Annotated in this window: 26 protein-coding genes and 1 pseudogene; 16 read left to right on the forward strand and 11 right to left on the reverse strand. The window is 58.1% G+C overall.

Annotated features, from left to right (window positions below):
- The first annotated feature begins 37 nt into the window (after positions 1-37).
- Complete coding sequence (locus ACSQ87_RS06945) at positions 38-385, forward strand: phage holin family protein (RefSeq protein WP_046046281.1); 348 nt, start codon at positions 38-40, stop codon at positions 383-385.
- 147 nt (positions 386-532) lie between these two features.
- On the opposite strand, the gene ACSQ87_RS06950 is transcribed toward ACSQ87_RS06945, so the two are convergent.
- Positions 533-679, reverse strand: a complete 147-nt coding sequence (locus ACSQ87_RS06950) for a hypothetical protein (protein ID WP_185752705.1) — start codon at positions 677-679, stop codon at positions 533-535.
- 270 nt (positions 680-949) lie between these two features.
- Between ACSQ87_RS06950 and ACSQ87_RS06955 the strand changes: the two genes are divergently transcribed.
- The 7 genes and pseudogenes from ACSQ87_RS06955 (at position 950) to recX (ending at position 4946) form a co-directional block, all read left to right on the forward strand.
- Entirely contained in the window at positions 950-1555 is a 606-nt protein-coding gene (locus ACSQ87_RS06955; protein WP_223433024.1) for a tail fiber assembly protein, read from the forward strand.
- 85 nt (positions 1556-1640) lie between these two features.
- A complete protein-coding gene (locus ACSQ87_RS06960; protein ID WP_223433023.1) occupies positions 1641-1868 on the forward strand; it encodes a hypothetical protein in 228 nt (75 codons plus the stop codon).
- A gap of 13 nt (positions 1869-1881) precedes the next feature.
- Positions 1882-2073: pseudogene (locus tag ACSQ87_RS06965) on the forward strand (hypothetical protein); the annotation flags it as partial.
- A gap of 35 nt (positions 2074-2108) precedes the next feature.
- Complete coding sequence (locus tag ACSQ87_RS06970) at positions 2109-2672, forward strand: glycoside hydrolase family 19 protein (protein ID WP_223433022.1); 564 nt, start codon at positions 2109-2111, stop codon at positions 2670-2672.
- Between the two features lie 161 nt (positions 2673-2833).
- Positions 2834-3334, forward strand: a complete 501-nt coding sequence (locus ACSQ87_RS06975; RefSeq protein ID WP_223433021.1) for a CinA family protein — start codon at positions 2834-2836, stop codon at positions 3332-3334.
- Positions 3335-3417: 83 nt separating this feature from the next.
- Positions 3418-4470: a recombinase RecA gene (gene recA / locus ACSQ87_RS06980; protein WP_007907270.1), complete on the forward strand. Its 1053-nt coding sequence runs from the start codon at positions 3418-3420 to the stop codon at positions 4468-4470.
- An 8-nt stretch (positions 4471-4478) separates the two neighbouring features.
- Positions 4479-4946 (forward strand): recombination regulator RecX, encoded by a 468-nt coding sequence (gene recX, locus ACSQ87_RS06985; protein ID WP_223433020.1) that lies wholly within the window; start codon positions 4479-4481, stop codon positions 4944-4946.
- A 42-nt stretch (positions 4947-4988) separates the two neighbouring features.
- Here recX and ACSQ87_RS06990 read toward each other — a convergent pair whose 3' ends face one another.
- Complete coding sequence (locus ACSQ87_RS06990) at positions 4989-6107, reverse strand: TIGR00730 family Rossman fold protein (protein ID WP_223433019.1); 1119 nt, start codon at positions 6105-6107, stop codon at positions 4989-4991.
- A 366-nt stretch (positions 6108-6473) separates the two neighbouring features.
- Between ACSQ87_RS06990 and ACSQ87_RS06995 the strand changes: the two genes are divergently transcribed.
- Positions 6474-6668, forward strand: a complete 195-nt coding sequence (locus tag ACSQ87_RS06995) for a hypothetical protein (RefSeq protein WP_223433018.1) — start codon at positions 6474-6476, stop codon at positions 6666-6668.
- Here ACSQ87_RS06995 and ACSQ87_RS07000 read toward each other — a convergent pair whose 3' ends face one another.
- Positions 6669-7094 (reverse strand): PA3611 family quorum-sensing-regulated virulence factor, encoded by a 426-nt coding sequence (locus ACSQ87_RS07000; RefSeq protein ID WP_056739218.1) that lies wholly within the window; start codon positions 7092-7094, stop codon positions 6669-6671.
- A gap of 189 nt (positions 7095-7283) precedes the next feature.
- On the opposite strand from ACSQ87_RS07000, the gene ACSQ87_RS07005 reads away from it, so the two are divergent.
- The 3 genes from ACSQ87_RS07005 to ACSQ87_RS07015 all read left to right on the forward strand — a co-directional run bounded on the left by ACSQ87_RS07005 (position 7284) and on the right by ACSQ87_RS07015 (position 9374).
- Entirely contained in the window at positions 7284-8018 is a 735-nt protein-coding gene (locus ACSQ87_RS07005; RefSeq protein WP_223433017.1) for a tRNA-uridine aminocarboxypropyltransferase, read from the forward strand.
- Positions 8019-8283: 265 nt separating this feature from the next.
- Positions 8284-8931 carry a response regulator transcription factor ErdR gene (erdR, locus tag ACSQ87_RS07010; protein WP_033053926.1) on the forward strand — a complete coding sequence of 216 codons (648 nt, stop codon included), beginning with the start codon at positions 8284-8286 and terminating at the stop codon, positions 8929-8931.
- 80 nt (positions 8932-9011) lie between these two features.
- Positions 9012-9374 carry a diacylglycerol kinase gene (locus tag ACSQ87_RS07015; RefSeq protein ID WP_008010143.1) on the forward strand — a complete coding sequence of 121 codons (363 nt, stop codon included), beginning with the start codon at positions 9012-9014 and terminating at the stop codon, positions 9372-9374.
- Here the strand turns inward: ACSQ87_RS07015 and ACSQ87_RS07020 are convergent.
- On the reverse strand, positions 9371-10297 hold the full coding sequence (locus tag ACSQ87_RS07020) for a LysR family transcriptional regulator (RefSeq protein ID WP_008153977.1): 927 nt from the start codon (positions 10295-10297) through the stop codon (positions 9371-9373). The two genes, ACSQ87_RS07015 and ACSQ87_RS07020, sit on opposite strands and share 4 nt — an antisense overlap.
- A 150-nt stretch (positions 10298-10447) precedes the next feature.
- Here ACSQ87_RS07020 and fpr point away from each other — a divergent pair, with 150 nt between their 5' ends.
- On the forward strand, positions 10448-11227 hold the full coding sequence (gene fpr, locus ACSQ87_RS07025) for a ferredoxin-NADP reductase (protein ID WP_030127957.1): 780 nt from the start codon (positions 10448-10450) through the stop codon (positions 11225-11227).
- A gap of 54 nt (positions 11228-11281) precedes the next feature.
- On the opposite strand, the gene tsaA is transcribed toward fpr, so the two are convergent.
- From tsaA to rimO, 6 genes are all read right to left on the reverse strand, one after another.
- The gene (gene tsaA, locus ACSQ87_RS07030; RefSeq protein ID WP_223433034.1) at positions 11282-11992 is read right to left on the reverse strand and encodes a tRNA (N6-threonylcarbamoyladenosine(37)-N6)-methyltransferase TrmO; all 711 of its coding nucleotides are present in this window, start codon (positions 11990-11992) and stop codon (positions 11282-11284) included.
- A 59-nt stretch (positions 11993-12051) separates the two neighbouring features.
- A complete protein-coding gene (locus ACSQ87_RS07035; protein WP_223433016.1) occupies positions 12052-12822 on the reverse strand; it encodes an SDR family oxidoreductase in 771 nt (256 codons plus the stop codon).
- A gap of 136 nt (positions 12823-12958) precedes the next feature.
- Complete coding sequence (locus ACSQ87_RS07040) at positions 12959-13429, reverse strand: DUF1456 family protein (protein WP_150654848.1); 471 nt, start codon at positions 13427-13429, stop codon at positions 12959-12961.
- A 75-nt stretch (positions 13430-13504) separates the two neighbouring features.
- Positions 13505-14215, reverse strand: coding sequence for an rRNA pseudouridine synthase (locus ACSQ87_RS07045; RefSeq protein WP_223433015.1), 711 nt, complete (start codon positions 14213-14215; stop codon positions 13505-13507).
- Positions 14216-14297: 82 nt separating this feature from the next.
- Entirely contained in the window at positions 14298-14771 is a 474-nt protein-coding gene (locus ACSQ87_RS07050) for a GNAT family N-acetyltransferase (protein WP_223433014.1), read from the reverse strand.
- Positions 14772-14884: 113 nt separating this feature from the next.
- Positions 14885-16222: a 30S ribosomal protein S12 methylthiotransferase RimO gene (gene rimO, locus ACSQ87_RS07055; RefSeq protein WP_223433013.1), complete on the reverse strand. Its 1338-nt coding sequence runs from the start codon at positions 16220-16222 to the stop codon at positions 14885-14887.
- Between the two features lie 289 nt (positions 16223-16511).
- Here rimO and ACSQ87_RS07060 point away from each other — a divergent pair, with 289 nt between their 5' ends.
- The gene (locus tag ACSQ87_RS07060) at positions 16512-18413 is read left to right on the forward strand and encodes a potassium transporter Kup (RefSeq protein ID WP_223433012.1); all 1902 of its coding nucleotides are present in this window, start codon (positions 16512-16514) and stop codon (positions 18411-18413) included.
- A gap of 87 nt (positions 18414-18500) precedes the next feature.
- Here ACSQ87_RS07060 and ACSQ87_RS07065 read toward each other — a convergent pair whose 3' ends face one another.
- Positions 18501-18809 carry a DUF3077 domain-containing protein gene (locus ACSQ87_RS07065; protein ID WP_223433011.1) on the reverse strand — a complete coding sequence of 103 codons (309 nt, stop codon included), beginning with the start codon at positions 18807-18809 and terminating at the stop codon, positions 18501-18503.
- 495 nt (positions 18810-19304) lie between these two features.
- Here ACSQ87_RS07065 and ACSQ87_RS07070 point away from each other — a divergent pair, with 495 nt between their 5' ends.
- Both ACSQ87_RS07070 and ACSQ87_RS07075 read left to right on the forward strand, forming a co-directional pair.
- Complete coding sequence (locus ACSQ87_RS07070) at positions 19305-19595, forward strand: type II toxin-antitoxin system Phd/YefM family antitoxin (protein WP_223433010.1); 291 nt, start codon at positions 19305-19307, stop codon at positions 19593-19595.
- An 11-nt stretch (positions 19596-19606) separates the two neighbouring features.
- Entirely contained in the window at positions 19607-19894 is a 288-nt protein-coding gene (locus ACSQ87_RS07075) for a type II toxin-antitoxin system RelE family toxin (protein WP_223433009.1), read from the forward strand.
- Position 19895 lies beyond the last annotated feature (1 nt).

The following is a 19895-nucleotide window of genomic DNA, read 5'->3' on the forward strand; positions in this document are numbered from 1 at the left end:
TTCCGATTTAGGCCATTCACCCCCCAGGAGGCGTGACATGACAAACGAGCAACAAGCGTTGCTGGACATGCCGATCTGGCTGGTCATCGTTCTCGCCCTGGTGGGTGGGGTGTCCGGCGAAATGTGGCGCGCTGACAAGGAGGGCGCCCGCGGCTGGTCATTGCTGCGGCGCCTGGCCTTGCGATCCGGGGCCTGCATGGTCTGCGGGGTCTCGGCCATCATGCTGCTGTATGCCGCCGGCGTGTCGATCTGGACGGCTTGCGCGTTCGGTTGCCTGACGGCGATGGCCGGGGCGGACGTTGCCATTGGCCTTTATGAACGCTGGGCGGCCAAGCGGATTGGCGTTTGCGAAGTGCCGCCGCGAGATCCTCGCCAGGATCACTGAACACAAAGCCCAATGGAATGGCGAGCAGCGGTGCCGACCGGCATCCGGCCCGCAAGGACGCGGGTTTTCCAAGGCCAGTACCTTTCTCTAAACCCGCCAACAAGCGGGTTTTTTATTGCCCGGTGAAAACACCATGAAGATCCCCCCCTAATTAGCCAACTGCGTGATCACTGCCCAAGTCTTGCCGGTCGCGTGGCTGCTGGCATCGACCTCGAAACGCTGCAAGCCGGTACCCCGAGGGTTGTTGACGAAGGTCGCAGTGTTGACCCAGGTCGAATGGCTGGTAGTTGGCAAGTTGATATATTGAAGTCACACAGACATGAACTAAAAAGCGACATGTTGGGTGTTCCCTCAGGTGCAGGGTCAGTCGCTCCCGATGCTCTATTCAATCAAGGTCCGAGCAGTCTTGGTTTTACCGAAGTTACCGAAGTTACCGAAGTTACCGAAGTTACAGGAGTTACAGGAGTTGCCGAAGTTACAGGAGGTATAGAAACGCGTCCACGAAATGTTGCCTACCCAGGCAGAATAAAACTCATCTGAAATTAACGCTGGTCTGCGTTTTTAATGGATGCTCAAGATTTTTCAATAGAGGTGTTTATGGTTTATTACTATTTTTCTGAAACAACGCAGGAATTGTTCGGTCCGGTGGAGTTGCCGGTGATCCCCGGTATGGGCGTTGTCCTGCCAGGCAATGCGATAGAGTTGCCGGAAGCATTGCCGGCCGCCGAAACGGGCTATGTCTGGGTCTGGCGTAACGGTGCCGCTTCGCAACTGATCGATTTGCGCAACCGCGAGGCGTATCGCAAAGACACAGGTGGCGTTGAAATCTGGTTCGCGTTGGGCCCGTTGCCTGACTATCTGACCTTCAAGCCTCGTCCCGGCGAATATTATGTTTGGCTGAATGATGACTGGGTGCTGGACTTGGCTGCCGAACTAACAGGCAAAACCGCTCAAGCCAACGCCCAGCGAGACAGTCGTCTGTTTCAGATTGTTATTCGCGTCGCGCCGCTGCAATACGCTTATGAACTAGGTGAGGCCACCAGTGTTCAACTGGCCACTCTGCAAGAGTGGAAACGCTATACGCTCAAGTTGATGGACATTGAACAGCAACCGGACTTCCCGATGATCATTGACTGGCCGGCTTCACCTGTCAGTGGCGTAACCGTATAAACCCTGGAGCTTATTGATAACTGGAAGTGCAGTCGTGTGTTACCAGCACACGGCTGCCTGCAAAATACCAACGGAAGGATATACCGTGGACTATCCCAATAGTGTCCCCAGCGCCGGTTTGGTGGACGTCAAGTTTGTCGATGAAACCCCGATCATGGGGACTCCGACGTCTTTTTCTTCGCTCGTGGCCACCCGTGTGGGCGGCGACGGGGCGATGCTCATCCTGGTCGGGAGCACCGGTACCAAACAGGGCTGCCGCCTGAAAGCCCGGAATTTTTCCGGTCAGGTACAGGCGGGGTGGAGCGTGAACTAGTGATAGCCAGTTATCGGCCACGGACAGTATGGTCGCCCGCGACAGGGACGAACTGGAGGGCGGCGGCGGTACAACATTGACCACCGATCAATACGCCGAATTGCAGGCCTATCGCCGTGCACTTCGGGATTGGCCGCAAGGGTCGTTCTTTCCTTTCAGCGAGCATCGACCCAGTGCGCCACTTTGGCTGGCTGGATATCTTTGACACGAACCAGACACTCGTCAGGGCCTGGGGGCTATATGACAGTTACGCAGCAACAATTACAGATCGTTATGCCCCGCGCTCGCTCCCAAGCGGGCGTTTTCATTTCCGTCCTGAACACAGCCATGTCTCACCGCAACATCAACATCCCCAAACGTATCGCCGCCTTCCTCGCGCAAGTCGGTCACGAATCAGGGCAGTTGCAGTACGTGCGTGAGTTGGGCAGCGCTCAATACTTGAGCAAGTACGACACTGGCGCACTGGCTGTCCGCCTTGGCAATACGCCAGAGCCTGACGGCGACGGTCAAAAGTACCGTGGCCGAGGCCTGATTCAGATCACGGGCCGCGACAATTACCGTCAGTGCAGTCTCGGACTCTTCGGTGATGATCGTTTACTGTTTTTGCCGGAACTGCTGGAACAACCCCAATGGGCCGCCGAATCAGCCGCGTGGTTCTGGGAGCAAAATGGCTTCAACGAGCTGGCCGACCGCGACCAGTTCAACAGCATCACTCGCCGCATCAACGGCGGCCTGAACGGTTTACAGGATCGCTTGCAACTCTGGGCGCGGGCGAGGGCGGTGTTATGCCAGCCTTCGGTTTGATGCCGATATCTTACTGCGTCATTGGCGTTGTTGTGTTTCTGGCTGTGTTGGCAGGCTTATATCAGAGCCCTCGCTCGCTAACATTTTGATCGATCCTGCGCCTTGCAAGCGCGTTACGCTCGTGTACGGTAGTTCTCATTCCGCTTGCTCAGGAGATGACCGTGAAAGAAATCACCCAACTGGCCGCTGAACTTGGCAGGCGCTTGCAGGTTCTCAATGCTCACGTCACCGCCGCAGAATCCTGCACCGGTGGCGGGATCAGCGAGGCGATCACCCGGATTCCGGGGAGTTCGGCATGGTTCGAGGCTGGTTATGTCACCTATTCCAATCGCCAGAAAACCGAGCAATTGAATGTTCCGGTCGAGTTGTTTTCGACAGTGGGAGCGGTCAGTCGCGAGGTGGTCGAGGCCATGGCCCGAGGCGCGCAGGAGAAAAGCCGGGCGCGTTTTGCCGTGGCGGTCAGCGGTGTGGCGGGGCCGGATGGCGGTTCGCCGAGCAAGCCGGTGGGCACCGTGTGGCTGGCTTGGGGCGTTGGTGAACAGGTGTTCAGCGAGGTGCAGTACTTTCCCGGCAACCGTGACGAGGTCCGCCGACAAACGGTGAAGGCCGCGCTAGAGGGGCTGCTGCGCCATGCTGCTGGAGAAATCTCAAATCAGGGGTAGGCGATCCTGAAACGCTGTGGAATAATACTGGCTACTTATACAGGTGTTGGCCGTCAGGCCTTATTGATTACGTGAGGACTTTAATGGACGACAACAAGAAGAAAGCCTTGGCTGCGGCCCTGGGTCAGATCGAACGTCAATTCGGCAAGGGTGCCGTAATGCGTATGGGCGATCAGGACCGTCAGGCGATCCCGGCTATCTCCACTGGCTCTCTGGGTCTGGACATCGCGCTCGGCATTGGCGGTCTGCCAAAAGGTCGTATCGTTGAGATCTACGGTCCTGAATCCTCCGGTAAAACCACGCTGACACTGTCGGTGATCGCCCAGGCTCAAAAAGCCGGCGCGACCTGCGCATTCGTCGATGCCGAGCACGCCCTCGACCCTGAATACGCCGGCAAACTGGGCGTCAACGTCGACGACCTGCTGGTTTCGCAGCCGGACACCGGCGAGCAAGCCCTGGAAATCACCGACATGCTGGTGCGTTCCAACGCCGTTGACGTGATCATCGTCGACTCCGTGGCAGCTCTGGTTCCAAAGGCTGAAATCGAAGGCGAAATGGGTGACATGCACGTGGGCCTGCAAGCCCGTCTGATGTCCCAGGCGCTGCGTAAAATCACCGGTAACATCAAGAACGCCAACTGCCTGGTTATCTTCATCAACCAGATCCGTATGAAAATCGGTGTGATGTTCGGCAGCCCGGAAACCACCACCGGTGGTAACGCGCTGAAGTTCTACGCTTCGGTTCGTCTGGACATCCGCCGTACTGGCGCGGTGAAAGAAGGTGACGAGGTTGTCGGTAGCGAAACTCGCGTCAAGGTTGTGAAGAACAAGGTAGCTTCGCCGTTCCGTCAGGCCGAGTTCCAGATTCTTTACGGCAAGGGCATCTACCTCAATGGTGAGATGATCGACCTGGGCGTGCTGCACGGTTTCGTTGAGAAGTCCGGCGCCTGGTATGCCTATGAAGGCACCAAGATCGGTCAGGGCAAGGCTAACTCGGCCAAGTTCCTGGCAGACAATCCGGAAATCGCCGCCAAGCTCGAGAAGCAACTGCGCGACAAGTTGCTGACTCCAGCGCCGGACGTCAAAGCATCGCCAGTCAAAGAGACTGCTGATGACCTGGCTGACGCTGATATCTGATTGATCCGATGACCGCCGTACTCGATACACTCGTCGCGGTGCGGCGAACCGCAATGGACCTGCTCGCGCGACGCGAGCACGGTCGAGTCGAGTTGACGCGTAAACTGCGTCAACGCGGCGCCCTCCCTGAAATGATCGACTCGGCTCTCGACCGTTTGACGGAAGAAGGCCTGCTGTCCGAATCCCGCTACCTTGAAAGCTTTGTTTCCTACCGTTCCCGTTCCGGTTATGGCCCTTTGCGTATTCGCGAAGAGTTGAGCCAGCGCGGCCTGCAACGTACCGACATCGAACTCGCTTTACGCGAGAGCGGTATCAACTGGCAGGAACAACTGGAAGACACCTGGCGGCGAAAGTTTTCCGGGCATTTACCGATAGACGCCCGGGAACGTGCCAAACAGGGCAGGTTCCTGAGTTATCGGGGATATTCCATGGAAATGATCAGCCGCTTGTTCAGTGGCCGAGGGATGGACGATTGACTGAAACGGCTCGCTATTTTGATAGCGGGCCGTTTTTTTTGCTTACGTAACCTTGGACGGTTCCCGCGAGCGCTGTTGCGCCTGGGGTTGGGATTGCGCCCAGTTTTCCGGCAGGTTGATGTAGTCCACCAGTTCCCGCAGACGTCCATGATCACGGGCGTTGAAGGTGAAAGCGAGTCGCGCCAGGTGGCTGAACTGCGGTTCGTCGTGTTCCTCTCCGCTGTAGGCGTGTTGATGGAAGTGATCGCTCAGGCACAGGTCGGCAAATGCCTCTTGCATGTGTTCGAGCGCCTGGTCGCTGAGCTTGTGATTCATGCGGATCACGAATTGATGCTTGAGCCAGCGGCTGGAGTGGAAGTTGCTGTAGAACTGGTTGATCTGCTCCACAGCCTCTTCCGCGCTGTAGACCAGACTGACGAGTTTCATATCGGTCGGCAGGATGTAGCGATTTTCCTCCAGTTGATGGTGAATGAAGTCCAACGCGCCTTGCCAGAAATTGCCGCCGGGAGCGTCCAGCAATATCACGGGCACCAGCGGGCTTTTGCCCGTCTGGATCAGTGTCAGCACTTCCAGCGCTTCATCCAGGGTACCGAAACCGCCAGGGCACAGGACCAGCGCATCGGCTTCCTTGACGAAGAACAGCTTGCGGGTAAAGAAGAAGTGGAAAGGCAGCAGGTTGGTAGTGCCATTCACGGTGGGATTGGCATGCTGCTCGAAGGGCAGGGTGATATTGAATCCCAGGCTGTGTGCCAGGCCAGCACCTTCGTGGGCCGCCGCCATGATGCCACCACCGGCACCGGTAATGACCATCAGGTCTGACCGCGCCAGCGCGGCGCCAAGTTCCCGGGCCAGACCGTACAGCGGATGTTCTATCGGTGTTCGGGCCGAGCCAAAAACGGTGACTTTGCGGCGCCCCCTGAACTGCTCCAGAACACGGAAGGCATGTTCCAGTTCACGCAGGGCTTGCAGGGTGATCTTGGCATTCCAGCGGTTGTGATCTTCCTGGGCCATGCGCAGCACGGTCAGGATCATGTCGCGGTAGATCGGGATGTTCGGGCTGTTGGGTGAAACAAGGTTGAGTTGCTCTTCGACCTTGCTGATGAGGTCGTGGCCGCTTTCTTCAAAATGACGGCTCAGGAGGTCATTCGGTTGGTAAGGCATCAACTTCTCCTTCCATACAGGCTCTGTTTTTCCCTTGGATGAAGGAAACATTCGCACAACAAGACGGGCAATGGGCAGCCCCTTTCCTGCCCTGAAAAGTAAACGTGAACACTATGAATCTAGACCCTCGCAGCGTTTTTCGCTGACTTGATCATTGCGCCGCAAAGTCTTTCCTGGCAACCGCTTATTGGCGATTTGCAAGGTGCTTTCACCGCTCGTCTGAACGCAAGGCGAGTGTCCGACAGTCTGATTTACTAAATTACAGGCACGACACGACAACTTTGCGTCAAAGGCAGGACGCACGTTACAAGCGGTTCAAGGATTTTATCGCTCAAGCAAGGGCGAGGTGCAGGGAGGCGGGAAGTGATGGCCAGAGTCATTCTGGAGATCGATACGCAACTGTATCGATTGCTGAAGTCATCAGCCGAGACCAATCATTTGAGTCTCGAAGAAGAGTGCTGCCGGCGTCTGGAGGGGGCCGACCGACGTTCACGTTATTTGCAGGCGTTGTTGGCAGAACTGCGCGCCGAGGATGAACAGCGGCGCGCCAATCCCCAATGATTACTTCTTCTTGGTCGGAGCCGCTTTCGGGCAATCCGATTCCTGATAGCTGGCGGAGCCGACTGCGCGGTTGGTCTTCACCTCAGTGAAGTCGTAACGCATGACCGCGCCCTTGGCCATCAGTTTGCGGAACGATGGGTTGTTGCATACAGAGGCGCCAAGCTGGAAATACACGGCTTTCGGGTCGGCACGCATCTTGTTGGCGTGGCTGCTTTGTACGCTTAGATGGTTGATCAGCGTGTTGCCTTCGACGGTGTAGCCCTGATCAAGAATGTCTTCGTTGATCGCCCGTGGAGTACCAACACTGCTTTGTGTGGCGACGTTTCGCAGCTCTCTGTTGAGATTCTGCTCACTCAAGGACGCAGCCTGAGCGCTGAAGGACGACGCCAGCAAAATGGCAGCGGTGGGAACGATAAGGCGCAGCATGAAACTCTCCTGGTTCAGTGACTGGTGGTTCGACCCGTCACATGACTGTGCGTTCAGTGGCGGCGAATTATAGGGGACGAGGCCTGGACGGTACAGGCTTGCGCCGGCTGCTCTGATAAACTGCCGCCACTTTCTGCCCTGCCGAGTGTTTTTCGTGTCGATTTTCTTCCCCTGCCGGCGTTGCCTGCGATGAACCCTGCAACCCCACGCTTTGCTGCAAACGCAGTAGCCCGCTTGCGCGATGAGCGAGAGGAAGAGGGCATCAAGCCGATTCAGGCCCGAGGCTGGAGGGCACCGCGTTGCCGAGCCTGCCGCGTGATCGAGAGCCACTGCCTGTGCGCCTGGCGTCCGCAAGTCGAGGCCCGTTCTGGCGTGTGCCTGATCATGACCAACAAGGAAGTGTTCAAACCGAGCAACACCGGTTGGCTGATCGCCGATGTGGTGCGCGACAACCATGCGTTCATCTGGTCGCGTACGGAAGTTGATGAGCAACTGCTGGCGCTGCTGGCCGACCCGCAATGGCAGCCCTATCTGGTGTTTCCGGGTGAGTACGTCGAACCCGAGCGTGTCACAAACAGCGTCGATGCCGATCGTTCGAAGCGTCCGCTGTTCATTCTGCTGGATGCCACCTGGACAGAAGCCCGAAAGATTTTCCGCAAAAGCCCCTACTTCGATCGGCTGCCAATCCTGAGCCTGTTACCCGAGAAGCTGTCGCGGTACCGGTTGCGCCGATCGACCCGCAGCGAGCATCTATGCACAGCCGAAGTGGCGGCGTTGTGTCTCGATCTGGCGGGCGATACCGAGGCTGCGTCGGCGCTGGACGCTTATTTCGACGTATTCAGCCAACATTACCTTGATGCCAAACATCAGCTTGAAATGAATGTTTCAACACCAGCACACGCCGAGCTGATGCCTTTTGTGTAAATCGGCGTCCCTGTTAGCCGCTGATTGTCGCCCATACTGCAAAGAACTGTACTGGCCATGCACCTTGACCACCCCGGCTTCGCTGGGCATGCTTGGCGCCGATTAGGGCGCGGCCAAAGTTTGATACGCCGTATTCTTTACGTGGATAGCCACGTGATTGGCGTTGAACGTGCCCTGTTGGTACAGCTCCGTGGCTGTACCTCGAGTTGTTTTGGTGAGGCCTGAATGCATCGGGCGTCCCATAAAAAACAGGATCATTTGAAAAATGGCCACATACGAAATCCTGATTGCCGATGACCACCCTCTTTTTCGTAGCGCCCTGCATCAAGCGTTGACCCTGGGCCTGGGCCCGGAAGTCCGCCTGGTGGAAGTGGCAAGCATTGCCGAGCTGGAAACCCGTCTGGACGAGAAGTCCGACTGGGATCTGGTGCTGCTGGACCTGAACATGCCGGGGGCCTACGGTTTTTCAGGGCTGGTGCTGTTGCGCGGTCAGTATCCGCAGATTCCGGTGGTCATGGTGTCGGCCCAGGAAGAAGCCTCGATCATGGTCAAGTCTCGTGAATTCGGCGCCAGCGGCTTCATCCCCAAGTCCAGTGATCTGAGCGTCATCCAGAAAGCCGTACGCGCGGTGCTCGATGGTGATGTGTTCTGGCCGCCCCAGGCGTTCGAGGCGGTCAGCGTTTCCGCCGAAGCCAAGGCCGCCAGCGAAGGCCTTGCGAGCCTGACGCCGCAGCAGTTTCGTGTGCTGACCATGGTCTGTGAAGGCTTGTTGAACAAGCAGATTGCCTACGAGCTGAGCGTTTCCGAAGCGACGATCAAGGCCCACGTGACGGCGATTTTTCGCAAGCTGAATGTGCGGACCCGGACCCAGGCAGCCTTGCTTCTGCAACAACTTGAGTCAATTTCGAACTGATCAGACGCGGCGCGTTCACGCTTTTTTGACTGTGCTTAATCTAGCCTTCCCACTTCATTTTTTGGTCAGTTGCCTACTTTATGTCACCTTTCAAAGGCCAAACCGGCCTAAAACGCATCCTCAACGCCTCCGGTTATTCGCTGGACGGTCTGCGCGCAGCTTTCACCGGCGAAGCGGCCTTTCGGCAACTGGTGTTGCTCAACGTCATATTGATCCCGCTGTCGTTCTTCCTGAACGTCAGTCGCGTCGAGCAGGCGTTGCTGATTGCAGTGTGCCTGTTGGCGTTGATTGTCGAATTGCTCAATTCGGCCGTGGAAGCGGCCATCGACCGCATTTCCCTTGAGTTGCACCCGCTGTCCAAGAACGCCAAGGACATGGGCAGCGCCGCTCAGTTCGTAGCCTTGAGCATGATCGCGCTGGTCTGGGCAGTCATCCTGCTTTAAGCGATGGTGGGCAGAACGATCTCATCGCTGCGCTGAACCCCGGCGGTGAAGGCGCGGCACAGGTCGAGGAATTCACGCATCGCCGACGTTTGATATTTCTGTTTGTGCCAGATGAAATAGAACTGCCGCGCCAGGTCCAGATCTGGCGTTTCCACCGGCACCAGGCTGCCACGGCGGAACGCGTCGCGTAGCGCCAGACGCGAAATACAGCCAATCCCCAACCCGGACTCCACGGCACGCTTGATCGCTTCGGTGTGTTCCAGTTCCAGTCGGATATTCAGTGAGCTGCGATGGTGACGCATGGCCTGGTCAAAGGTCAGTCGCGTGCCGGAGCCCTGTTCCCGCAGAATCCAGGCCTCATGGGTCAGCTCTTCCATGGTCGCCGTGCCGCGCTTGGCCAGTGGATGCTGGGGCGCGCAGAACACCACCAGTTCATCCTCCACCCAGCTCTGCACTTCGATGTCCGGATGGCTGCAGTCACCTTCGATTAGACCCAGATCAATTTCATAGTGGGCGACTTGCTGCACAATGTTGGCAGTGTTCTGCACGTGCAGCTTCACCTGGCTTTCCGGATGGCGCTGCATGAAGCTGCCGATCAGCAAGGTGGCCAGGTAATTGCCGATGGTCAGGGTCGCGCCGACCGCCAGAGAGCCGAATCCCGACTTGCCATTGAGCAAGTCTTCGATTTCCTTGGACTGGTCGAGCAGCGCCACCGCTTGCGGCAGCAGCTGTTTGCCGAGGGCATTGAGGCTCAGCCGTTTGCCGGCGCGGTCGAACAGCTGACAGCTGGACTGACGCTCTAGCTCGGTGATCGAGGTGCTTGCCGCCGATTGCGAGAGGTTGAGCAGGCCCGCAGCACGGGATACGCTTTCCTGCTGGGCGACGGCGACGAATACTTGAAGTTGACGGAGAGTAAATCGCATATCGATATAACCGATAACCCTTATCTTAATAATCCAGTTAACAGATATTGTGGCTGCCATTAGAATGCGATGCAATTGCGCACAGCAGCTCATTTTTCGCAGCGCGGGCGCAGAGCATGCGCAGACCAAATCTCCAGGAGTCCCACGTACATGAGCAACATGAACCACGAGCGTGTCCTCAGTGTTCATCACTGGAACGACACTCTGTTCAGCTTCAAGTGCACCCGCGATCCGGGCCTGCGCTTCGAGAACGGTCAGTTCGTGATGATCGGCCTGCAACAGCCCAACGGCCGGCCGCTCATGCGCGCTTACTCGATTGCCAGCCCGAACTGGGAAGAGCATCTCGAGTTCTTCAGCATCAAGGTGCCTGATGGCCCGCTGACTTCCCAGCTGCAGCATCTGAAGGAAGGCGACGAGATCATCATCAGCAAAAAGCCTACCGGCACGCTGGTGCTGGATGACTTGAAGCCTGGCAAACATTTGTACCTGCTCAGCACCGGTACCGGTCTGGCGCCGTTCATGAGCGTCATCCAGGACCCGGAAACCTACGAGCGTTTCGAAAAAGTGATCCTGTGCCACGGCGTACGTTACGTCAACGAAGTCGCTTACCGCGAGTTCATCACCGAGCACTTGCCGCAGAACGAGTTCTTCGGCGAGGCCCTCAGTGACAAGTTGATCTACTACCCGACCGTGACCCGCGAGCCGTTCGAGAACGAAGGTCGCCTGACCGACCTGATGCGCAGCGGCAAGCTGTTCAGCGACATCGGTCTGCCACCGATCAACCCGCAGGACGACCGCGCCATGCTGTGCGGCAGCCCGAGCATGCTCGACGAGACCAGCGAAGTGCTGAACAGCTTCGGCCTGAAAGTGTCGCCGCGGATGCGCGAGCCGGGTGATTACCTGATCGAGCGAGCGTTCGTCGAGAAGTAAGAACATCGCATCACTGAAAAGCCCCCATTGCCTGTGCAGGCAATGGGGGCTTTTTTATGCCCGATGCAGGTTGGGGGCGGGAATGACTTCAAGGACGCGGATCACACCCGCCTCTGGATAATGCCAGCGCACGTCAAGGTCCCAGAACTGTGCGCCGTATTCCCGTTCGGGTGTGGGAATCTGATACGCCGGACGTGGGTCTTGTGCCAGGCATTGCTCGATCAACTCCACCAGCGGTTCTTCAAGGCGCTGAGCATGGCCGTGAGCCTGTTGCAGTGCTGAGTCCGTCCACTGCACGGGAATCAGCAGCGGTGCGGCGCTGGCGATGCTGTTGGAGGCTGTATCAATGATGTCGGCGTAAGGCACGTAGGGTTTGATGTCGAGAATCGGCGTGCCGTCCAGCAGGTCGATGCCGGATATCCACAGGCGATTGGCTTCAACCTTGTCCAGCTTCACCACGGATTGGCCGATGCCGTTGGGCCGATGCGTCGCGCGGGTGGCGAACACGCCCATGGATTTGTTACCGCCGAGACGAGGAGGGCGGACTTTCAGCCGTGGCTTTTCTTCCAGTGTCTGATGAAACAGGAACAGCAGCCACACGTGGCTGACCTGTTCCAGACCCTGCACCGCATCGCCCTGATCGAACGGCGCCACCAGTTCCAGTACACCGCGAGCGGCCGGGGCCAGTTGTGGCTGGCGCGGGATGGCGAACTTCTCCTTGAAGCAGGAGCGCACGAAGCCGATGGGGGAAACGCTGTAGGTCATGGTCTGCGGTCGAGGCGGGATAAGGGCGAGCATGATAACCCACCCGGCTCTGTGGCGAGTCAGAGGCTAAACCCGCCATCCAGCGGAATGATATTCCCGGTCATATAAGCGCCGGCCGTACTCGCCAGACTGATCGCCAGCGCCGCCATTTCTTCCTCCCGGCCCCAGCGTTTCATTGGAATCAACGCCGTATCGTCGGCCAACGCCTGCTCATCATTCCCAATATGCTGAGTCATCTTGCTCGGAAAACGCCCCGGCGCGATGACGTTGACGTTGATGTGCTGACTCACCAGTTCCCGAGCCAGAATTCGCGACAGTTGATGCAGGGCAGCCTTACTCGGCCCGTAGGCATACGCCTGCTCGCCGAAGGACGAAATTCCCGCCACTGAGCCGATGTTGATGATCCGCGCCGGATTCGCTGCCGAACCGGCCTTACGCAGCAACGGCAAAAACTGCTGAATGCAGTTGAACACCGAGGTCACGTTCAGTTGCATGACCTTTTCCCAGCCCTTGACCGGGTAGCTCTCCAGCGGCGCGCCCCACGTGGTGCCGGCGTTGTTCACCAGAATATCCAGATGAGTGATCTGCTCACCCAGTTGCGTAGCCAGTTGAAGTACGCCTTCTTCGGTGGCCAGGTTGGCTCCCACTCCGTGGCAACGACCGAATGCGCTCAATTCATCAGCCGTTTGCTGACAGGCTTCGGCATCCCGGGCGCAGACGTACACGGTTGCGCCAGCCTCGACATAAGCCTTGGCGATCATTTTGCCAATACCACGGGTGCCGCCGGTCACCAGAGCGGTGCGGCCTTGCAGGGAAAAATACGGGTGCATGGCGAATCCTGAGAGCTGAGGGTCAATACACCCTAGTCGTCAGCCGCCGGAAGCGGAGCCACTATTTTTGCGAGGAATGAGGGTCTATACAGCCTGGCTTTGAGCCGCGGGTTTGCAGCTCAAGGCCAGCGGGCACTTACTGCGGACGCACGCGCAGGGTCAGGCCCTTGAGGAAGTTGCGCAGCAACTGATCGCCGCACGGACGGTAGTTGGTGTGGCCGAACTTGCGGAACAGCGCGCTCAGCTCAGGCTTGGACACCGGGAACTCGGAGGCCTTGAGGATGGCGTGCATGTCGTCTTCTTTCAGTTCGAAGGCCACGCGCAGTTTTTTCAGGATGATGTTGTTGGTCACCGGCACTTCGATCGGCTGCGGCGGACGGCTTTCGTCCTTGCCGCGCTTGAAGATCACCAGGCCATCGAGGAAATGCGCAATGACTTCATCCGGGCAGCGTACGAAGCCTTCCTCGTCTTCCTCTTTCTTGTCGAGGTACGTCACCAGGTCTTCCAGGGTCACGTCCATGCCGCCGAGCTTGATGATCTCGATGACTTTCTTGTCGCTGATGTCGAGCATGTAGCGCACGCTGCGCAGTACGTCGTTATGAATCATGGTGTGCAGTCCTGATATTCAGCAGTGGGCGCCGCATAAACAGCGGCGCCAAAATGTGTGGCGGCGTGAGAAGTCTTAGAACTTCTCTTTGCCGGACAGGTAACGCCATTGGCCCAACGGCACTTTGCCGATGGACACGCCGCCAATGCGGATGCGGCGGATGGCGACAACCTTCAGGCCTACGGCCTGGCAGAACAGGGCGATGACGCCCGGTTGTGGGTTCTTCATCGCAAAACGCAGGCGGTTTTCGTTCTGCCAGCTGGCTTTGACCGGCGGCAGTTCCTTGCCCTTGTAGGTCAGGCCGTGGTTCAGGCGGTTGAGGCCGTGAGCCACCATGTCGCCTTCAACTTCGACCACATACTCTTGCTCGATCTTGGCGGAGTCGGCAGTGAGTTTGCGCAGGATCTTCCAGTCCTGGGTGAACACCAAAAGACCGCTGGCGTTGGCTTGCAGGTCGGTGCTGGCGGTCAGGCGCAGGAAGTGGCCCTTGAGCGGACGTTTGCTGAAGCGGTGTTCTTCGCTCAAGGTCTCGGCGCTGATCGTTGCCATGGCCGTTTCCGCATTCATGCCCACGGGCACGTTCAGCAGGATGGTCACCGGTTCCGGTGCAGTGGCCTTGGCTTCTGGATCAAGCTCGACTTTCTGGTTCTCGACCTTGAACTGCGGCTCGTCGATGACTTCACCGTCCACGGTGACCCAGCCGCCCTCGATGAACAGCTCAGCCTCCCGACGGGAACAGCCGACGAGTTCGATGAGGCGTTTGGAGAGACGAATCGGGTCAGTCATGACAGGGCCGTAACAAAAAAGGGGTGGGCATTGTACCTGCCTGGCGCCGGTTAATCCCGGCTCCATTTGCGCCGTAAAGCTTTTAGCCGCGTTGAGCGCGCTGATTTGTCTGTTTCATGCGCATGTGCAGCAGCGGATAAGGCTGGCCCATGCCATCGACTTCCGAACGACCGATCACTTCGAAGCCCTGTTTGAAGTAGAAACCCAAGGCTTGCGGGTTCTGCTCGTTGACGTCCAGTTCATCGGCATTCAGGTGTTCCATCGCATAGCGCAGCAACTGCTTGCCCAGGCCCTGGCCGCGGTGAGCCGGGTCGATGAAGAGCATTTCGATCTTGCCCGCCGCGACCCCGGCGAACCCGGTGATGCGCTGGCGCGGGTCTTTGGTGCAGATCAGCATCACTGCATCGAGGTAGCGCGTCAGCACCAGGTTCTTCAGCAGTTCGATGTAGCTGTCCGGCAGAAAGTCATGGGTGGCGCGCACCGAGGCTTCCCAGACCTGAGTGAGTTCTTCGTAGTCGCTCTGTTTCGGCGTGTGGATGACCGAATGTTGGCGCATGGCCGGCTGCCCCTTTTGCAGTTGATGATGCGAATCCTTTCTCCCACAAAACGATAGACGTAAAAAAGCCCCGCATCTCGTCAAGAGAGCAGGGCTTTTGGTATTTTTTGCGTTTAGATCTGTTCAGCCCACAGGTCGTATTCGTCGGCGTCGGTCACTTTGCACCAGACTTTATCGCCTGGTTTCAGGTTGCTTCCATTGTCGATGAACACATTGCCGTCGATTTCCGGGGCATCGAAGAAGCAGCGGCCGACCGCGCCTTGCTCGTCGACTTCATCGACCAGTACTTCGATTTCACGACCGACGCGCAGTTGCAGGCGTGCCGAGCTGATGGCTTGCTGGTGCGCCATGAAACGGTCCCAGCGGTCTTGCTTGACGTCGTCCGGCACGATGGCCGCGTCCAGCAGGTTGGCCGGTGCGCCTTCGACTGGCGAGTACTGGAAGCAGCCGACGCGGTCCAGTTGGGCTTCGGTCAGCCAGTTCAGCAGGTACTGGAAGTCTTCTTCGGTTTCGCCGGGGAAGCCGACGATGAAGGTCGAACGGATGATCAGGTCCGGGCAGATTTCGCGCCAGTTCTTGATGCGGGCCAGGGTCTTGTCTTCGAAGGCCGGGCGTTTCATGGCTTTCAGGACTTTCGGGCTGGCGTGCTGGAACGGGATGTCCAGGTACGGCAGGATTTTCCCGGCGGCCATCAGCGGAATCAGCTCGTCGACGTGGGGGTACGGGTAAACATAGTGCAGACGAACCCAGACGCCGAGGGTGCTCAGGGCTTCGCAGAGTTCGGTCATGCGGGTTTTCACCGGTGCGCCGTTCCAGAAACCGGTGCGGTATTTCACGTCGACGCCGTAAGCGCTGGTGTCTTGCGAGATCACCAACAGCTCTTTGACGCCGGCCTTGACCAGGCGCTGAGCCTCGTCCAATACATCACCGACCGGGCGGCTGACCAGTTTGCCGCGCATCGACGGGATGATGCAGAAGCTGCAGCTGTGGTTGCAGCCTTCGGAAATCTTCAGGTAGGCGTAGTGGCGCGGGGTCAGCTTGATGCCTTGTGGCGGCACCAGGTCGATCAGCGGGTTGTGATCCTGACGCGGCGGCACGGCGTCGTGCACGGCGTTGACCACTTGTTCGTATTGCTGCGGACCGGTCACGGCCAGCACGCTTGGGTGCACTTTACGAATGTTGCCTTCTTCGACGCCCATGCAGCCGGTCACGATGACCTTGCCGTTTTCCTTGATGGCTTCGCCGATCACTTCCAGAGACTCAGCCTTGGCCGAGTCGATGAAGCCGCAGGTGTTGACCACCACGACGTCGGCGTCCTCGTAAGTGGACACAACGTCATAGCCTTCCATACGCAGCTGGGTAAGGATGCGCTCGGAGTCGACCAGTGCTTTGGGGCAACCCAGGGATACGAAACCAACCTTTGGATTGGCCGGCGCAGGAGTGGTGGACATGTCTAACCTCGGTATTTGGGACGCCTCCAGCCGAAGACGGCAAGGCGACAGACGGGCGCTATGTTGCGCCTCTGGTCAAAAAGTGCGCAATTCTAGCGATGAGAGGCGCACTTGACCAGCTTTATGCAGGGAAATACGACGAGTGCTGCGCTATGCTTCGCGCCGTTACGCTTTACCGATTTTTTACAGTCAACAAAACGTCTGTAACAGTAAGTAAAACAGCGCATGCTGCACGGCAAAGCATAGTGCTTCTTCCAAAGAAGTCCGGTCTGGGTAGTAGGAGTGGTGGATGGGTCAGGCAAGTAGTCAGGCGGCGGGTGCCGAGCATTCGGCGGCGAAGCCGATCGGTATGCTGGTCGCGGCGGTCGGGGTAGTTTATGGCGATATCGGCACGAGCCCGCTGTACACCCTCAAAGAAGTGTTTTCCGGTGGCTATGGCGTGCCCGTCAATCACGACGGGGTGCTGGGGATTCTGGCGCTGATCTTCTGGTCGCTGATCTGGGTCGTGTCGATCAAGTACATGATGTTCGTACTGCGCGCCGACAACCAGGGCGAAGGCGGGATCATGGCCTTGACCGCCCTCGCTCGGCGGGCTGCGGCCGGGCATCCGAAGTTGCGCACTTTACTGGTGGTCTGCGGGCTGATCGGCGCGGCGCTGTTCTATGGCGACAGCATGATCACGCCGGCGATCTCGGTGCTCTCGGCGATTGAAGGCCTGGGACTGGCTTTCGAGGGCATCGACCATTGGGTGGTGCCGCTGTCGCTGATCGTGCTGGTGGCGCTGTTCCTGATTCAAAGTCACGGTACCGCGCGGATCGGCATCCTGTTCGGGCCAATCATGGTGACCTGGTTTGTGGTGCTGGGCGCGCTGGGTGTCTACGGCATCATGCAGCATCCGGAAGTGTTGAAAGCGATGAACCCGGTGTGGGGCGTGCGCTTCTTCGTTGTGCACCCGGGCATGGGCGTGGCGATTCTCGGCGCGGTAGTGCTGGCATTGACCGGTGCCGAAGCGCTGTACGCCGACATGGGCCACTTCGGTCGCAAGCCGATTGCCCGTGCGTGGTTCATTCTGGTGCTGCCGGCGCTGGTGCTGAACTACTTCGGTCAAGGCGCCTTGCTGCTGGGTGATCCGGAAGCCGCTCGCAACCCGTTCTACCTGCTGGCACCGAGCTGGGCGCTGATTCCGTTGGTGGGGTTGTCGACCCTGGCCACGGTCATTGCTTCTCAGGCGGTGATTTCCGGTGCGTTCTCCCTGACCCGTCAAGCGATCCAGCTCGGTTACATTCCGCGCATGCACATTCGGCACACCTCCAGCGCCGAACAAGGCCAGATCTACATTGGCGCGGTGAACTGGGCGCTGATGGTCGGCGTGATTCTGCTGGTGTTGGGTTTCGAATCCTCCGGCGCGCTGGCCTCCGCCTATGGCGTGGCGGTGACTGGTACCATGCTGATGACCACTATCCTGGTGTCGGCGGTGATATTGCTGCTGTGGAAATGGCCTCCGGTCCTCGCAATACCGCTGTTGCTCGGTTTCCTCTTGGTAGACGGTCTGTACTTCGCCGCCAACGTGCCGAAAATCATTCAGGGCGGGGCGTTCCCGGTGATCGCCGGTATCGTGCTGTTTGTGCTGATGACCACCTGGAAACGCGGCAAGCAATTGCTGGTCGATCGTCTCGACGAGGGTGGCTTGCCGCTGCCGATCTTCATCAGCAGCATCGCCGTGCAACCGCCGCATCGCGTTCAGGGCACCGCCGTGTTTCTGACCGCGCGGCCAGATGCCGTGCCTCATGCGCTGTTGCACAACCTGCTGCATAACCAGGTACTGCACGAGCAAGTGGTGTTGCTCACGGTGGTGTACGAAGACATCCCGCGGGTGCCCGCATCGCGGCGTTTCGAGGTCGATTCCTACGGCGAAGGCTTCTTCCGGGTGATCCTGCACTTCGGCTTCGTCGACGAGCCGGACGTGCCGCAAGCGCTGAAGCTGTGTCATCTCGATGACCTGGACTTCAGCCCGATGCGCACCACCTACTTCCTTAGCCGCGAGACAGTCATTGCCTCCAAGCTCGAAGGCATGGCGCGCTGGCGTGAGGCGCTGTTCGCCTTCATGTTGCAGAACGCCAACGGCAATCTGCGGTTCTTCAATCTACCGCTGAACCGGGTGATTGAGCTGGGGACTCAGGTGGAGATGTAAGCCACAACAAAAAGCCCCCGTTGCCATTGCGGTAGCGGGGGCTTTTTTGTGTTTGGGGTCTCGGCGCCATTAGTTGCGCTCAGGCAGCTATTTTTTAGATTCGGCTTTTGTCCGAGCAGGTGGCGGCGTCAGTACCTTCACCGCATCATCAATCACGGCCTTACTCATTGCCGTCAGGTAATGCGCGGCCCAAGCGTGTCGGTCGGTGTCGCGGGCGTAGGCAGCATCTTTAGTCAGCTCCTTGGCAAGGAACAGAAAATCAGAGGCCATGGCTAGCGCATCACCGAGGGGGACGTCTCGACTGACACGGAACAGTGCCTTGTTTGAGCAGTAGATGAAGGGGGTGAGGCCGATGGTTTTCAGTTCGTCAGGTTCTGACGGATTTGTTTTGGTCATGGTTTTACTCCTGGGTTCGAGGAGCTGCCATTTTCGTTACCACGCGAAAGGGAGGCAGCTGTACGCAGGGTGGTAAACCGGGAACCAAGGAAACCGGCACGCCCGAGGGCGTCCCACGCACAGCCGCCATAACTCGAGATCGCAGACATAAAAAATGCCCGTGTTCGGGATGAAGGCGCTGTTGCGCTGGTTTCGCCGGGTTACCACACCCGATCGCTGAATAGTCAGCGACGTCCGGAGAGTATCCCGTCGAAGAAAAGCGCAACAAGGCATCAAAGTGCCCAAAAAGAACGATTCGGAGTTTGCCTACAAGGTCTGCGGGCGTCATCCGATATTTCGACACCTTAAGTAAACGAAACTAAACACGGCGAAGATGTGTGAAACACGCAGGTTGATCAGTTCGCGTTTTTTGCCGCTTGCTGTATGTCGAATTCGACGCAATACTCTGCGTAGAACTATGTGTTCAAATTTGCATGATTGTGTAGAGAGGTGGGTATGACGGCATTACTGGAGCGTGCTGACCAAGCCATATCGGTGACTGCAATGGTCAGGGGGTTCAGCGCAAGGCTCAAAGAGATTTCTAGCCGAGCCACCGAGCGGCTGGTCATTTTCAAGGACAATCAGCCAGCAGCGGTCATTATCAATGTCGATGCGTATCAGGAAATGCTCGACGAGCTTGAGGACCTTCGGGTTGAAGCAGCGGCTCGAGAGCGACTGATCGGTTTTGATCAGGCCAAGGCAGTCAGCCACGACGATATGCGGACGCGGTACGCCAGGAAAGACTAAAGGAGCTGTGGATGGTTTGGGGCGTTATCTATCATCCGGAGGTCCAGAGGGATCTGGATCTGCTGGGAGCTGTGGCGGCGAACCGCATTCTTGATGTCATCGAAGAGCGGATTATCAATGGTGAGCCGGACAAGAGCGGCAAGCCCCTAAGAGCCAGCCTTGCAGGCTGTAGACGGATCCGGACAGGCGACACGCGGATTGTTTATCGAGTCGATGGCAAGGCGATTCAGGTATTGATCGTTGCCGTCGGTGCTCGACGCGACGAAGAGGTCTACGGCGCGGCAGAGCGTCGCCTCTAAC

The organism is Pseudomonas sp. LjRoot277 (genome assembly GCF_964253845.1).
GTDB lineage: Bacteria > Pseudomonadota > Gammaproteobacteria > Pseudomonadales > Pseudomonadaceae > Aquipseudomonas.